General features: G+C 61.1%; 12 protein-coding genes and 2 tRNA genes. 10 read left to right on the top strand and 4 right to left on the bottom strand.

All coding sequences use genetic code 11. From position 1 onward, the window contains the following. Positions 1-2 precede the first annotated feature (2 nt). Both CWS72_RS09330 and CWS72_RS09325 read left to right on the top strand, forming a co-directional pair. Positions 3-758 (top strand): carboxymuconolactone decarboxylase family protein, encoded by a 756-nt coding sequence (locus tag CWS72_RS09330; RefSeq protein WP_101250329.1) that lies wholly within the window; start codon positions 3-5, stop codon positions 756-758. A gap of 46 nt (positions 759-804) precedes the next feature. Then, positions 805-1,650, top strand: coding sequence for an SDR family oxidoreductase (locus tag CWS72_RS09325; protein ID WP_241911654.1), 846 nt, complete (start codon positions 805-807; stop codon positions 1,648-1,650). A gap of 126 nt (positions 1,651-1,776) precedes the next feature. Here CWS72_RS09325 and CWS72_RS09320 read toward each other — a convergent pair. Beyond that, positions 1,777-1,851 (bottom strand) — tRNA-Asn (locus tag CWS72_RS09320). A 169-nt stretch (positions 1,852-2,020) separates the two neighbouring features. Continuing rightward, positions 2,021-2,094, bottom strand: a tRNA-Cys gene (locus CWS72_RS09315). A gap of 291 nt (positions 2,095-2,385) precedes the next feature. On the opposite strand from CWS72_RS09315, the gene CWS72_RS09310 reads away from it, so the two are divergent. The 5 genes from CWS72_RS09310 (at position 2,386) to CWS72_RS09290 (ending at position 10,146) form a co-directional block, all read left to right on the top strand. Further along, the gene (locus CWS72_RS09310) at positions 2,386-3,039 is read left to right on the top strand and encodes a protein-L-isoaspartate O-methyltransferase family protein (protein ID WP_241911653.1); all 654 of its coding nucleotides are present in this window, start codon (positions 2,386-2,388) and stop codon (positions 3,037-3,039) included. A gap of 279 nt (positions 3,040-3,318) precedes the next feature. Then, positions 3,319-4,737 carry a TolC family outer membrane protein gene (locus tag CWS72_RS09305; RefSeq protein ID WP_101250327.1) on the top strand — a complete coding sequence of 473 codons (1,419 nt, stop codon included), beginning with the start codon at positions 3,319-3,321 and terminating at the stop codon, positions 4,735-4,737. 76 nt (positions 4,738-4,813) lie between these two features. Next, positions 4,814-5,476: a DUF2497 domain-containing protein gene (locus CWS72_RS09300; protein WP_146002691.1), complete on the top strand. Its 663-nt coding sequence runs from the start codon at positions 4,814-4,816 to the stop codon at positions 5,474-5,476. 91 nt (positions 5,477-5,567) lie between these two features. Continuing rightward, positions 5,568-8,213 (top strand): valine--tRNA ligase, encoded by a 2,646-nt coding sequence (locus CWS72_RS09295; RefSeq protein ID WP_101250326.1) that lies wholly within the window; start codon positions 5,568-5,570, stop codon positions 8,211-8,213. Between the two features lie 238 nt (positions 8,214-8,451). After that, positions 8,452-10,146, top strand: a complete 1,695-nt coding sequence (locus tag CWS72_RS09290; protein ID WP_101250325.1) for a two-component system response regulator — start codon at positions 8,452-8,454, stop codon at positions 10,144-10,146. 36 nt (positions 10,147-10,182) lie between these two features. Here the strand turns inward: CWS72_RS09290 and CWS72_RS09285 are convergent, their stop codons facing one another. Beyond that, positions 10,183-11,271: a COG4223 family protein gene (locus CWS72_RS09285; protein ID WP_101250324.1), complete on the bottom strand. Its 1,089-nt coding sequence runs from the start codon at positions 11,269-11,271 to the stop codon at positions 10,183-10,185. A 219-nt stretch (positions 11,272-11,490) separates the two neighbouring features. Next, a complete protein-coding gene (locus tag CWS72_RS09280; RefSeq protein ID WP_101250413.1) occupies positions 11,491-12,264 on the bottom strand; it encodes an alpha/beta fold hydrolase in 774 nt (257 codons plus the stop codon). Between the two features lie 286 nt (positions 12,265-12,550). On the opposite strand from CWS72_RS09280, the gene CWS72_RS09275 reads away from it, so the two are divergent. The 3 genes from CWS72_RS09275 to cysW are packed head-to-tail and all read left to right on the top strand — an operon-like array spanning position 12,551 to position 15,271. Then, positions 12,551-13,564: a sulfate ABC transporter substrate-binding protein gene (locus CWS72_RS09275; RefSeq protein WP_101250323.1), complete on the top strand. Its 1,014-nt coding sequence runs from the start codon at positions 12,551-12,553 to the stop codon at positions 13,562-13,564. Then, positions 13,564-14,394: a sulfate ABC transporter permease subunit CysT gene (gene cysT, locus CWS72_RS09270; protein WP_101250322.1), complete on the top strand. Its 831-nt coding sequence runs from the start codon at positions 13,564-13,566 to the stop codon at positions 14,392-14,394. The genes CWS72_RS09275 and cysT overlap by 1 nt, the downstream gene beginning before the upstream one ends. Before the next feature lies 1 nt (position 14,395). Continuing rightward, a complete protein-coding gene (gene cysW, locus CWS72_RS09265) occupies positions 14,396-15,271 on the top strand; it encodes a sulfate ABC transporter permease subunit CysW (RefSeq protein ID WP_101250321.1) in 876 nt (291 codons plus the stop codon). Positions 15,272-15,276 lie beyond the last annotated feature (5 nt).

Below are 15,276 nucleotides of genomic sequence, written 5' to 3'. Positions count from 1 at the left end.
CGATGGCTCCCAATAGCCAAGCAAACAAGAATCACGACGAGCTTTTTCCCGGCCATGTCTCCTCCTTGGCGGTGACCGACCCGGAGCTCATCGAGACCTTCGACAACTTCGCCTTCGACGAGGTGCTCCGTCACGGCACTCTGGATGTCAGAACCCGGTTGATGGTTCAGCTCGCCTCGATGATTGCCTGCCAGGCCCTGCGCGAGTATCGCGTTATGGCCGGCGCGGCGCTCACCGTCGGAGTGACGCCCGTCGAGATCAAGGAGATCCTCTACCAGGCCGTGCCTTACGTCGGGATGGCCAAGGTCTTCGACTTTATCCATGCCACGAACGAGGTGCTCACTGAGCGAGGTGTCGCGTTGCCCTTGCCGGGCCAGTCCACTACCACGCCCGAGAACCGGGCGGAGAAGGGCATCGAGGTCGAGAAGCAGATTGTCGGGAGTGGTGTCGTCGAAAAACTTTATGCCTCTTCGCCCGACGACCAATTGCATATCCAACGTTATCTGTCGGCCAACTGTTTCGGCGACCACTACACGCGCACCGGCATCGATGTGCCGACGCGCGAACTTCTCACCCTCAGTATGCTTGTCGCACTCGGTGGATGCGACGCGCAGGTCAAGGGCCATGTCGCGGCCAACCTTAACGTCGGCAATGACCGCGCCCGACTCATCGACGTTTTGACTCAGCTTCTGCCGTTCGTCGGATATCCGCGCACGCTCAACGCGCTGCGGGCGGTCGACGAGGTTAGCGCGGCCTGAGCATACGGACCTGCCATGACGATTATAGCTATTACGGAAGGATTTTATGATGTCACAACGCACTTGGTTCATCACGGGCGTCAGCAGCGGCTTCGGCCGCCAGCTTACCGATCAACTCCTCGCGCGTGGCGATCACGTTGTCGGCACCGTTCGCGATGTCGGTAAGGTTGCCGATCTGATTGAGCGTTTTCCCGAAGCGTTTCACGCCGAGCTGCTCGACGTGACCGATACGGCGGCGATCCGCGCGGTGGTCGAACGCTCCTTCGCCCGGCTCGGCCGCATCGACGTAATCATCAGCAACGCCGGCTACGGCCTGTTCGGCGCGGCGGAGGAACTCACCGACAAGCAGGTCGAGCATATGATCGCGACCAACCTGGTCGGATCGATCCAGCTTGTCCGTAGCGTGCTGCCGCATCTTCGCGCCCAGGGCGGCGGACGCATCATCCAGATCTCAACCTACGGCGGGCAAGTCGCCTTCCCGGGGAATTCGATGTATCACGCCACGAAATGGGGCATCGAAGGCTTCGTGGAGTCGGTCGCCCAGGAGGTCGCATCCTTTGGGATCGGGGTGACGATCGTCGAGCCCGGCGGCGCCCGTACCGAGTTCCGCTACGGCAGCGCGCAGGTGGCGAAGCTCATGCCGGTCTACGCCGACACTCCTGCCCATAGCTTCCTGCGGATGCTCGATCCCAAGAATGGTCTGGCCCCCGGCGATCCGGCCAGAATGGCCGCGCGCATCATCGAGAGTGTCGACGTGGAACCCGCGCCGCTGCGCATGGTGCTCGGCTCTCAGGCGTTGGAGAGCACTCTTGCGACACTGCGCAAGCGGATCGCCGATTTCGAAACGCAGACGGAACTCGCCGCTTCCACGGACTTTCCGTCCGGGGAGTGATCCGGCCTGACAAGATGCTGAAGCTCGGCGATCTGCCGGATTACACGCCGGTCAAAATCGGGTCTGCCATCAAGGATGGGGGCACAAGAAAAACCCCCGGAACTTTTCAGTTCCGGGGGTCTCTTTTGGCTCCCAGGGAGGGATTCGAACCCCCGACCAAGCGGTTAACAGCCGCTTGCTCTACCACTGAGCTACCTGGGAATGGAGACTGGCTTTTTTGAGCCTGTCACCGAATTCCTTGGTTTTTCACGACCGGACGGTGCGCTTCGTGCATCATGCCGGCAGGGCCCGCCTTATAACAAGGTCGGAAAGCTTGGTGCAAACCCTTTTTTCAAGTTTTTGCAACATTCTCTCCGCTTTCGGCGGGGTTTGGAGGCCGAGGCCGGAATCGAACCGACGTACAAGGATTTGCAGTCCTCTGCATAGCCACTCTGCCACCCGGCCCCTGCCCGGAACGAAAGCATCCTAGCGCTGCCGCCCGGTCGTGAGGGGGCGTTTATAGACATTCCCCGAAGTGTGGTCAAGGGGGGCTCGGACGAATGCTTTGGCCGGCGGGCTCACGGCTTGAAACAGACGGGGCCGCCTTGGGCTCCGCCCCCCGGCCAGAGCGGCATTGTCTTCGTCTGGCCCGGCCGTTATAACTCGGCCGTTCCTGCGCCCCTCGCATGGAGGCTGGCTGTACGGGTTTTGCGAATTTTCAGGCGGTTTCCGGGCCGCCATCGGGAGTGATCGATCGTGAATTACGCTGCTGCTCGGCATAACATGGTTGAGAACCAGATCCGAACCAACCGCATCACGAATAACGCCGTGATCGATGCCTTGGGCAAGGTCCCGCGCGAGGCCTTCGTGCCCAAGCAGTTGCGGGGCGTGGCCTATCTCGACGAGGACATCGACCTCGCCGGCGGTCGTTATCTGATGGAGCCTTTGGTTTTCGCCGCCATGTTGCAGGCCGCCGATATCAATCCCGATGACGTCGTGCTGGACGTCGGTTGCGGAACCGGCTATTCGGCGGCCGTGCTGGCCCGTCTTTCCAGTACCGTCGTCGCCTTGGAAAGCGACGGGGAGATGGTGGTGCGCGCTGGTGCGCTGCTGGCGGGTCTTTCCGTCGATAATGTGGCGGTCGTCGGCGGTTCGTTGACCGAGGGCGATCCCGCGCATGGCCCCTATCAGGTGATTGTTATCGAGGGGGCCGTTCCCCGGATACCGGATCGGCTGTTGCGGCAATTGACCGGCGGCGGACGATTGGTCGCCGTGCTCGCCGACGAGACGGGACTGGGCCGGGTTACGGTGACCACGCGTGTGGGCGAGGTTTTTTCGAGCCGGGTGATCGTCGATGCCTCGGTCCGGCCCTTGCCTGAATTTCATCGCAAAGCCGAATTCATCTTTTGAAGGTTAAAAAACTAGAAAGATATCTGCTTTAGGATTGATCAGAACGCAAGGCGATCAATCGGATCGGGAGCGGTTTTTTCGGCATTCGTATCCTGGAATCCGCCAAATGAAACATGTGATGCTTCGAGTTGTCATGGTTTTCCATCAAAACTGCCAGGCTCTGTCTTAGAAAAACGCTCAAAGCGCTTGATATTTCTACATACGTGGATATCGTATCCGTAACATTGCGTGGGGTGTGCCTGCGGTTTGCCGAACCGTCCCCCCTCATTTAGGTGATCGATGCTGAAGAAGAAATGCCTGGCCGTTGGATTGATCCTCTCAGGCTGTGGATTTACCGGTACGGCTTACGCCGAGACATTGCAGGAGGCCTTGGCCACCGCCTATATGACCAATCCGACGCTTGAGGCGCAGCGGGCGCATTTGCGCGCGACCGATGAACTGGTGCCTCAGGCTTTGTCCAATTGGCGGCCGACAGTCAAACTTTCCGGTGACGTCGCGCGCTCCGACACCTATAGCAAATCGCCGTCCACCGCTTTCAATCCGGTCACCCAGTCCAATGGCAGGGTGATCGTCAACCAAGACACGTTGTCGTCCGGCAAGGATGTCGGCCTGAGCGTGAGCCAGCCGCTTTATCGAGGCGGCCGCACTCTCGCCCAGACGAAGCAGGCGGAAGCCCAGGTGGCGGCGGCCCGCGCGGCTCTGGCTGCAACCGAGCAGACCGTGTTTCTGAACGTCGTCAACGCCTATCTGAACGTGGTGCTATATCAGTCGGTGCTTGATCTCAGCATCAATAACGAGCAGGTGCTACAACGCCAGCTCGATGCGACGAACGATCGTTTTCGTGTGGGGGAGGTGACGCGGACCGATGTTGCCCAGGCCGAATCGCGATTGTCCGCCGCACATGCCGATCGGACGCAGGCCACCGGAAATCTGCGCGCCGCCGAGGCCAATTACGCCAACGTGGTCGGCCATCCGCCGGAAAATCTGTCGGCACCCGACGCGGTGCCCGGATTGCCCAACTCGATCGAGCAGGCGCGCGACTTGGCTTTGGGGGAAAACCCCAATATCGCCAATGCGCGTTACAGCTATGATTCGGCCGAACATGGCGTTGACATGGTTGCCGGCGAATTGCAGCCGACGGTGACGCTGAACGGACAGGTCGTGCGGAACTACGACTATGCGGGGCCGGAGACCTTCCAGCGCGTCTATCAGGCCTCGGTCAATCTGACGGTTCCGATTTATCAGCAGGGGCAGGAATATTCGCGCCTGCGCGCACAGAAGCATACCGCCGGTCAGGCGCGCATCGATGTCGATGTGACGACCCGCGATACGGTCGAGTCGGTAACGAAGGCCTGGGAAGGGTTAGCCACGGCCCGCGCCCGTATCACGTCCTATACCGATCAGGTGGCGGCGGCGAAGATCGCCCTGGAAGGCGTACAGCGGGAATCGCAGGTGGGATCCCGCACCGTGCTCGACGTCTTGAACGCCGAGCAGGAATTGTTGAACGCCCAGGTCAATCTGGTGCAGGCCCGGCATGATGAAACCGTCGCGGCCTTCCAGTTGAAGGGTACGGTTGGACAGTTGACCGCGCAGGCGCTTGCCCTGCCGGTTCAGATTTACGATCCCGTCAAGCATTACAATAATGTGCGTGACCAGTGGATCGGTACCGAGGTGGAGCCAAGCTATGGCGCCAAGTGAATTGCAGGGGGTGTCGGGGCGGGGCCTGCAAAGCTTACCGTCTTCGGGTAAAGCCCCGTTGGGGAATGGTTGAGCCATGAGCGACGACAAGGCGCAGCAAGAGCCATCGATGGAGGACATTCTGGCCTCCATTCGCCGGATTTTGTCAGAAGATGACGCCGAGGAGGCCGTGAAGACGCCACCTCCACCGGCAGAACCACCGAAGGCCGCCGCGCCGAAGCCGGCGCCTAAGCCCGAGCCCGAGCCCGAGCCAGAACCTGTTTTCGAAATGGAGCCGGAACCCGCGTTTCCGGTGGAAAATGACGAGGACGTTCTTGAACTGACCGACGACATGGTGGCGGAGGAGGAGCCCGAGCCGGTTTTCGAGCCCGAACCCGAACCCGTCTTCGAGTCCGAGCCGGAGCCCGTTTTCGAGCCGGAGCCGGAACCCGAGCCGCTGCCGTTTCCCGTGGCGGCCAAGCCGCTCCCGATACCGGAGGAAGACGAGGTGGCCGAGGAAAGCCTGCTGTCGCCGCCGGTCCAGGCGGCCTCAACGACGGCGCTTGCCGAATTGGCCCGCGCCGTGGCTCAGGAGCGCGGCGTCGGCCTCGGCAATGGTGGCGTGACGTTGGAAGAGATCGTTCGTGAGATTCTGAAGTCCCTCATCAAGGATTGGCTCGACCAGAATCTGCCCTACATGATCGAACGGATCGTAAAAAAAGAAATCGAGAAAATGGTCAACCGAGCCGAAAAGCTCTAAAACGACCATTCAGCCGGTTCCCTTGGCCCTGCGCTGGTTCGGGGACCGGCCATCTTTTCCCTTTTTTCGACTCTGGGAGTGGCATCAGACGATGCTGGACAAAACTTATCGACCCGGTGAGGTCGAGCCGAGGCACTATCAAAATTGGGAAGAGTCGGGCGCGTTTGCGGCCCGGCCGGAAGCCGGTGGGCAGCCCTACACCATCATGATGCCGCCGCCCAACGTGACGGGCAGCTTGCATATGGGGCACGCCCTGACCTTCACCCTGCAGGACATCCTGGTCCGGTATCACCGCATGCGGGGCTTCGATGCCTTGTGGCAGCCGGGGACCGACCATGCCGGTATCGCCACCCAGATGGTGGTGGAACGCCAGATGGCCGCCGAAAAGCTGACCCGCCACGATCTGGGGCGCGAGAAATTCATCGAGCGGGTCTGGACGTGGAAAGCCGAATCGGGGGGCACCATTACCCGCCAGTTGCGGCGTTTGGGCGCCTCGCCCGATTGGGCGCGCGAACGCTTCACCATGGACGAGGGCTTGAGCCGTGCCGTTCGCAAGGTGTTCGTCGATCTTTACAAACAAGGCCTGATCTATCGCGACAAGCGTCTGGTCAACTGGGATCCGAAGCTGCACACCGCCATTTCCGACCTTGAGGTCGAGCAGCGCGAGGTGCGGGGGCATATGTGGCACCTGAAATATCCGATCGAGGGCGAGGCCGGCCGTTTCATCATCGTGGCGACCACACGTCCCGAGACGATGCTGGGCGACAGCGGCGTGGCCGTGCATCCCGACGATGACCGCTACAAGGATCTGGTCGGAAAATTCGTCCGCTTGCCCATCGCCGACCGCTTGATTCCCATCATCGCCGATGAATATTCCGATCCCGAAAAGGGGACCGGTGCCGTAAAGATCACCCCGGCGCATGATTTCAACGACTTCGAGGTCGGGAAGCGCCATAGCCTCGAAATGATCAACATCCTCGACCGCGACGCTCATATCAACGAGAACGCGCCGGCCGCCTATCAGGGGCTCGAGCGCTACGAGGCCCGCAAGAGGATCGTCGCTGAGTTCGAGGCACTGGGGCTTCTCGAGAAGATCGAGCCGCATGTCTTGCAGATGCCTTATGGAGATCGCTCCGGCGTGGTGATCGAGCCTTGGCTGACCGACCAATGGTTCGTCGATGCGGCGACCCTGGCCAAACCGGCTATCGAGGCGGTCGAGTCCGGCCGGACCCGTTTCGTGCCGAAGCACTGGGAAAACACCTATTACGAATGGATGCGCAACATCCAGCCCTGGTGCATTTCGCGCCAGATCTGGTGGGGCCATCAGGTACCGGCCTGGTACGGACCGGACGGCCATTACTTCGTCGAATTGAGCGAGGCGGAAGCCGCCGCCGCCGCACAGGCGCATTACGGCAAGCCGGTGGAACTGACCCGCGACGCGGACGTGCTCGATACCTGGTTCTCTTCGGCGCTGTGGCCGTTTTCCACGCTGGGATGGCCGGATCAGACACCGGCGCTGTCACGCTACTATCCGACCGATGTCCTGGTTACCGGGTTCGACATCATCTTTTTCTGGGTCGCCCGGATGATGATGATGGGTCTCCATTTCATGGGGGACGTACCCTTTCGGGAAATCTACATCCATGCCCTGGTGCGCGACGAAAAAGGGCAAAAGATGTCGAAATCCAAGGGGAACATCATCGATCCCCTGGTGTTGATCGACAAATATGGATGCGACGCCCTGCGCTTCACGCTGGCCGCTCTGGCAGCCCAGGGGCGCGACATCAAACTGGCCGAAAGCCGTGTCGAGGGGTACCGCAATTTCGCGACCAAGCTATGGAATGCCGCCCGTTTCTGCCAGATGAACGAGTGCCTGCCCGTCGCCGGGTTTGATCCGACGAAGGCCGGGGAGCAGGTCAACCGGTGGATCGCGGGAAAATTGTCCGACGCGGCCGCGCGCGTCTCCCAGGCCATCGAGAGCTATCGTTTCAACGATGCGGCGAATGCGGCTTATCAATTCGTCTGGAACAGCTTCTGCGACTGGTATCTCGAATTCGCCAAGCCGATTCTGCAGGGCGAGGATGGGGCCGCCAAGGCGGAAACGCGGGCCACGGCGGCCTGGGTGCTCGACCAGATCCTGCATCTTTTGCATCCCTTCATGCCTTTCATCACCGAGGAACTTTGGCAGCAATTGGCCGGTGACCGCGGCGGTTTTCTGATGACGGCCGCCTGGCCGTCGCTGGATTTCGAGGATGCTGCCGTCGGACGTGAACTGGACTGGCTGGTAAAATTGATTTCCAGCATCCGGGCCGTCCGGGCGGAAATGAATGTGCCGCCCGGCGCACGCGTGCCGCTGCAGGTCAAGGGAGCCGGTGAGGAGACGAAACGACGCCTTGCCACTCATCGCGAAAGCATCCTCACGCTGGCCCGTGCCGCTTCTCTCGATCTTGTCTTGGAGGCCGAGGGCCAAGGGGTTGTTCAGGTGGTAGTCGACGAGGCGACTATTCTGCTGCCTTTGGCCGACGTTATCGACCTGGCGCAGGAGAAGGCCCGCCTGGCCAAGGAGATCGCCAAGCTTTCCGGGGATATCGAAAAGGTCGAAAAGAAACTCGGCAATCGTGAATTCGTTGCCAAGGCTCCGGCCGAGGTGGTCGAGGAGCAGCGGGAGCGTTTGAGTGAATGGGTGGCCGCCCGGGATAAGCTGACGGAAGCATTGGAACGATTCTCAACTGTCTGACGTCTCGATATAAATAAAATCAGACTCGGTAACTGGGGAATGCCGGCCGACAGGCACCGATTATTGGTGTGGTGGCCGGCATTTTTATGATGATTGCCGAAATGCGATTCTCCTATTGCGAGTGATTGCCGGTTTTTCGATGGGCATTGTTCTTTTTTTCTTCCTGATCCTTACCCCTCTTGCGATAAAATAGTTTTAGCAAGACACCGTTTGGGCGAATCTGCCCGGGGGGCTGGCAATGGATGAAGCTGGCGGGGGGAGCAAAGCCATCCACGTTCTCGTCGTGGAGGACAATCCCGGCGATGCCCGGTTCGTCTCGCTGCTTCTTGCGGAAAATTCCGACGTTCCTTTTCTCGTGACCGAGGTTTCGACGCTGGCCCAAGCGGTGGAGCTTTCCGCGACAGGGGGCTTCGACGTCGTGTTGACCGATCTGGGGCTGCCGGACAGTTCCGGTGCCGAAACCGTCGATGCCATTCTGACGGCCTGGCCACGGACGCCGGTGGTGGTCCTGACCGGCTTGGCCGACCGGATGGCCGGAACCATGGCGGTTCAGCGGGGGTGTCAGGATTTCCTGATCAAGGGCTTCGCCGATGCGGCGCTGTTGCAAAGGACGCTTCGTTACGCCATCGAACGCGCCGCCGCCGCCAGGGCCCTGCGGGAAAGCGAGGAGCGCTTCCGCACGCTGGTCGATCTGTCGCCTGACGCCATATTGCTTTGTGGCGCCCATGCGATTCTGTTTGCCAACGAACGGGCGATGGTGATGTTCCGGGCGTCGTGTCGCGAGGAACTGATCGGGCTCGATCCTGCGGCCTTGTTTGTTCCGAGCGACCCGCAACGCCGTTTGCCGGCGTTGACGGCGGAACGGGCTTTGGGCGGGATCGTCGAACCCCAGCGTGTCGAATGCCGGCTGTCGCGTCTCGACGGGTCGGCATTCGATGGCGAGATGAGTCTGGCCTCCATCGACCACCAGGAGCGTCCGGCCGCCGAGGTGATCATTCGTGACATCACGGAGCGCAAGCTGGCGGAGCGGCATCATCATCTGGCCTCCATCGTTTTCGAGACCACGGACGAGGCGATGATGGTGACGGACGGGTCCAATCACATCATCGCGGTCAATCCCGCCTTCGAGCGGGTGACCGGTTACGATCTTCTGGACGTCGTGGGGCGGAATCCCAGAATCCTCGCCTCGGGCCGTCACGATCGCAAATTCTACGAGGCGATGTGGCTGGTGCTCGGACGGACGGGACATTGGCATGGCGAGGTCTGGAACCGCCGGAAGAATGGCGAAATCTACGTGCAACGTCTGACCTTGTCCCTGATCCGCGATGTCGACGGCCATGTGGTCAATCATGTCGGCGTCTTTTCCGACATTACCGACGAGAAACAGGAGGCCGAGAGGATCCGCTACCGGGCCAGCTACGACGCCTTGACCGGATTGCCGAACCGCTCCCTGTTGCACGACCGTCTGCAGCAATCTCTGGCCAAGATGGTTCGGGAGCGCGGGCTGCTCGGCGTTCTGTTTCTCGATCTGGATGGTTTCAAGCCGGTCAATGACCGTTACGGGCATCTGGCCGGCGACCATCTGCTTGTTGCGTTGTCGGAGCGGCTTCAGGGGTGCGTCCGTGAAAGCGATACGGTCGCGCGACTGGGAGGCGACGAGTTCATCATCATTCTTCCGGACATGGCGTCGCCCGCCGATGCTCAATTGGTGGCGGCAAAGATCCTGAGCGCGCTTTCCATTCCCTTCGCCCTGCAGAGCGATGAGTCCTCGGTGCAGATCGGCGCCAGCATCGGCATTGCCCTATATCCGACGCATGGACACACGGCGGAGGAACTGGTCTGCGCGGCCGACAAGGCCATGTATGAGGCTAAACAGGCGGGGCGGGGACGGTTTTTGTTCGCTGGAGAAGCTGCCGATAACCAGCCCCGGTGATCGGGTCCGATCACCGGGTTGGAAAACCGACATTGGTCAGTTTCCGTTTCTGGTCGACTGAGCGGCCGAGGCGGCCGACAGTTCGGAAAGAGCGCGATCGGCGGCGACGCGGTCCTTGGCCGCTTTCAACCAGGCGGATGCGGCATCCGCCGGCGCGCCGTCCAGATGTGAGAGTTCCTCGACGGCTTTTGCCAGATCGCTTTCCCCGATTCGGGTTTCCGCGCGGGCGACGATCGCCTGTGTGCCGGTTCCCTGCCCATCGATCTTTCTGATGTTGACCAGCGTCGTTACCTTATAGAGAGCCCGTTCCCAGAAATTACCGTCTGGTGCCAGCACGGCGGAACGCAGGATCGCCTTTTCCACTTCGGGCCAGGTGTTTCGCAGCGTCTCCTTACGGGCGATACCCTTATCGGCCAACGGCGCCAGGGCTTCGAGGGGAGGGGTGTCGGCCTGATCGGCCAAGACTTTGCGGGTGGCCTGCAGTTCGAACGTAAAGGGGTCGCCCCGGTTGACCGCGTCGCGCAGGAGTCCGACGGTCAGGAGGACGGCCTGGGCGGAGGCGCGTTGTGTGGCGATGTCGCGGACGGCCTTTTCGGCCAGTTCAGCCCGTTCGGCGAGGCGCAGGATGGTCCCTTCCGGAGGGATGGCGCCGCGCAGGGACTGAACGTCGGCGGTCAGACGAGACAGGTCCGCGGCCTGCCTGTCGCTTCGTTCGGCCAGGGAGCCCACTCGTGCGTCGGCCAGGGGGGCGTGGACCTGGGTCTCCAGCGCGGCGACCTTCTGTGCCAGCGTCTGAGCCAATCCGGTGGCGTCGGCCTCTCCGTTTCGCCGGTTCAGTTCGCGTTCGACAGCGGCCAGGCGGGGATTAAGGTCGTCGATGGCATGTTCGAGGGTTGTGAGCCGGCGAGGCTCATCTCCGAAGACCGCTTCCCGCAGATCGGGCCAGGCGGCGGCCAGGCCACCGATGGCCGCGACGAATACCACGATGCCGCCGAACAGTCCGCCGAGGAAGCCCCAAACGACAGGCGAGGGGGGGGGCTTACGATCTGCCGGGGGCTCTACGGCGGGTTCCCCGGTCGTTGCCGGGGAAAGAGAGGCGGGGGCGTCCTGAGGGATCTCGGTCATGTCAATTCCTTGTATTATGTCAGGACTATAGCAAAGGCTTGCACCGGACAGGACCGGAAAGAAGGGGGCTCATACCAACTCTCGGTGATCGGAACCGATCACCGAGCCCTCAATCGCCGGGCAGGTTTCTCCGAAACCCATGGCTTCGCGCCAACGATGGCGCGGGCGTCTCAATGGGCCAGCCAAGTCTCGATGAGTCATCCTCATCGGGACTTGGTATCACGCGGTCAAGGCGTCGCGGGTGAGCGAGAGAAAGCGTTCGGGCCGTTCGGCGTGCGGCCAATGGCCAGTTTCGCCGATTTCGATCAATTTGGCCCGTGGAAACAGACGTTCGATGGCGGTTGTGTCGCGCGGGCGGATATAATCGGAGCGTTCGCCGGCCAGGAAGGTGGTGGGACCGTCGAAATGACCCTCGACCTCGGGAAAAGCGATGATCGTCGGCAGATTGGGGCCGATGCCGGCCAGATTGATGCGCCAATGGAAACGCCCGTCCTGGCTGACCAGGTTTTGCATCAGAAAGGCGCGCAGCGAGGCATCGGGAATGGCTGGCGCCAGGGCCTCGTCGATATCGGCCCGGCGGTGCAGCCGGTCGAGGTCGATGCCCTGCATGGCGCGGAGATATTCGGGAAAACTTTCACGCACATAACTGACCGGCGCGATATCGACGACGATCAGGCGTTCGACCAGTTCGGGATGGGTCAGCGCCATCAGCATCGCCGTCTTGCCTCCCATCGAATGGCCGAGGACATCGGCGGGCGCCAGTCCCCGCCGCTCGATGTAAGCGGCGACGTCCTCTGCCATCCGTTCGTAAGACATGAGGGGATCCCAGGGCGAGGATCCGTGATTGCGCAGATCGAGGGCATGGACCTGGCGGATGTCGGCCAGGCCGCGGGCGATGGATCCCCAGTTGCGGGCCGAGCCGAACAGCCCGTGAAGAATGACCAGCGGACTTCCTTCCCCGATGATTTGCGCGTTCAAGTTCACAGAGGTCATGATGTCCTTTTCCGCATAAAGGGGGCTGCCGATTTCACCCCGTGTCATTCATGGCTAAGGCCGCTGTTCTCGACGGTCCAAAACAACGTCTCCGCCCCGCGTTCGTCAAGAGGATCGATGGCGAATCAACATTGCACGTTTTTTTGTGGCAGGCTTGACGCTAACAACATCAGCGTGTGATTATATTCTGCATCATATACGTTTATTTAGTGTAAAAATGGGGCGAAGCGGTGCGTCACATATATCGCTTCCGGAAGTTGACCGAAATTTTCGAAGGATTGCCGCGATGAGGATCAAAAACACCATTTCCCTTTTCGCCTGGATCGCCTTGAGCGGGTTGGCCGTCTCTCCGGCGCGGGCCGATACCACTTTGCTGAATGTTTCCTATGATCCGACCCGCGAACTTTATCAGGAAGTCAACCAGGCCTTTGCCAAGGAGTGGAAGGCCAAGACCGGCGAGAGCCTGAAGATCAACCAATCGCACGGCGGTTCCGGCGCGCAGGCGCGTTCGGTCATCGACGGGCTGGAGGCCGACGTGGTGACCCTGGGCTTGTCCTACGATATCGACGCCATCGCCGAAAAGACCGGGCTGCTCTCCTCAGACTGGGCCAACCGCCTGCCCTACAATTCGACCCCCTACACTTCGGACGTGGTATTTCTGGTGCGCAAGGGTAATCCCAAGCACTTGAAGGATTGGGACGATCTCACCAAGCCGGGAGTGGAGGTCATAACATCCAACCCGAAGACATCGGCCGGCGGCCGATGGGCCTATGTCGGAGCGTGGGGATATGCCCTGCACCATTACAACAACGACGAGGCCAAGGCGAAAGAATACCTGGCAGCTCTGTTCAAGAACGTGCCTGTTCTCGATTCGGGCGCGCGCGGATCGACCACGACCTTCGTGCAAAGAGGCATCGGTGATGTTTTACTGGCCTGGGAGAATGAGGCTATCCTGGCCGAGGCGCAGTTGGGCAAGAATCAGTTCGACATCGTCATTCCGTCCATCTCGGTCCTTGCCGAGCCACCCGTCGCGGTGGTCGACAAGGTGGTCGACAAACGCGGAACGCGTGCCGTCTCGGAGGCTTATCTGAAATTCCTTTACAGCCCGGAGGGCCAGGAGATCGTCGCGCGTAACCATTACCGGCCCCGCGATCCCGATGTCGCCAAGCGGCACGCCAAGGACTTCCCGGAGGTTCAGTTGTTCAGCGTGCAGAGCCTGGGTGGCTGGCAGGCCTTGCACAAGGCTCACTTCCAGGATGGCGGAATCTTCGATTCCATCACCGGAGTTGCGAAAAAATAATGACCGCGACCAAGTCTTCCGTCATCCCGGGATTCGGACCCACCCTGGGTTACACATTGTTCTATCTCGGGCTGATCGTGCTCATTCCCCTGGCGGCGCTGTTTTTCCGTGCCGCCGGGATGGGCTGGGAGCAATTCGTCCAGGCCGCCTTCGCGCCCCGCGTGTTGGCGGCCTACCGCCTGAGTTTCGGGGGGGCTTTGCTGGCGGCCATGATCAATGTGGTAGCCGGTTTGCTGGTCGCCTGGGTGCTGGTGCGCTACGACTTTCCCGGACGGAAATTCTTTGACGCCATCGTTGATCTGCCCTTCGCGCTGCCGACCGCCGTGGCCGGTATCGCGCTGACCGCCATCTACGCGCCCAACGGATGGGTCGGCCAGTTCCTGAAACCTCTTGGCATCAAGGTGGCCTTCACGCCGCTCGGTGTCGTGGTGGCCATGGTGTTCATCGGATTGCCCTTCGTCGTGCGGACCGTGCAGCCCGTGTTGCAGGATCTCGAAGTCGAACATGAGGAGGTGGCGGTCAGCCTGGGGGCTGGGCGCTGGCAGATTTTCCGCATGATCATCCTGCCGGCGGTCTTCCCAGCCCTGGTAACCGGCTTCGCGCTGGCCTTCGCCCGCGCCCTTGGGGAATATGGCTCGGTGATTTTTATTGCCGGCAATATGCCCGGGGTTTCGGAAATCGCGCCTTTGCTGATCGTCACCAAGCTCGAACAATATGATTACGCCGGGGCAACCGCCATCGCCGTGGTGATGCTGGTGGCCTCCTTCATCCTGCTTCTGGTGATCAACACTTTGCAGAAATGGCATAGTAATCGTCTGGGGGCGGTCTGACATGGCCATAGCCGTGGAAATCTCGGCGGCCCGACGACGCTCCCGCGCCGTCAGCGAGACGCTCTGGGTCAAGGGTCTGCTAACCGCTCTCGGTGTTGCCATCCTTGGTCTGTTCCTGCTGCTGCCCCTGGCGACGGTGTTCGGCGAGGCTTTTTCGAAAGGCGCCGACGCCTATTTCGCGGCCCTCGTCGATGACGACGCGCTGGCGGCGATTCGGCTTACGTTGCTGGTGGCGGTGATCGCCGTGCCGCTCAACGTCGTCTTCGGCGCCGTCGCCTCCTGGTGTATCGCCAAGTTCGACTTCCGGGCCAAAAGCCTGCTCATCACCTTGATCGACATTCCCTTTTCGGTTTCGCCGGTCATCTCGGGGCTGATCTATGTGTTGCTGTTCGGACTGCAGGGGTGGTTCGGTCCCTGGTTGAGGGATCACGACATCAAGTTGATCTTCGCCGTTCCGGGGATCGTGCTGGCCACGGTGTTCGTCACCTTCCCCTTCGTCGCCCGCGAACTGATTCCCCTGATGGAATCGCAAGGCACCGAGGAGGAGGAGGCAGCCGTGGTGCTGGGGGCCAGCGGCTGGCGGATCTTTTGGACGGTTACCGTGCCCAACATCAAATGGGGCCTGCTTTACGGCGTGCTGTTGTGCAACGCCCGCGCCATGGGAGAGTTCGGTGCCGTATCGGTGGTCTCGGGCCATGTGCGGGGGGTGACCAACACCATGCCGCTGCATGTCGAGATCCTCTACAACGAATACAATTATATGGCGGCCTTTGCCGTCGCCTCCCTGCTGGCCCTGCTGGCCCTGGTTACCCTTGCCGCCAAAGCCTTGCTGGTCTGGCGGTTCAGCCGTGAGATCGCCGCCGACGCGCGGCAATGAGGTCA

It is taken from the genome of Telmatospirillum siberiense (assembly GCF_002845745.1).
Classification (GTDB): domain Bacteria; phylum Pseudomonadota; class Alphaproteobacteria; order Rhodospirillales; family Magnetospirillaceae; genus Telmatospirillum; species Telmatospirillum siberiense.
Note: the sequence above shows the minus strand (reverse complement) of the source record. Positions and strands in the feature narration are given on the sequence as shown.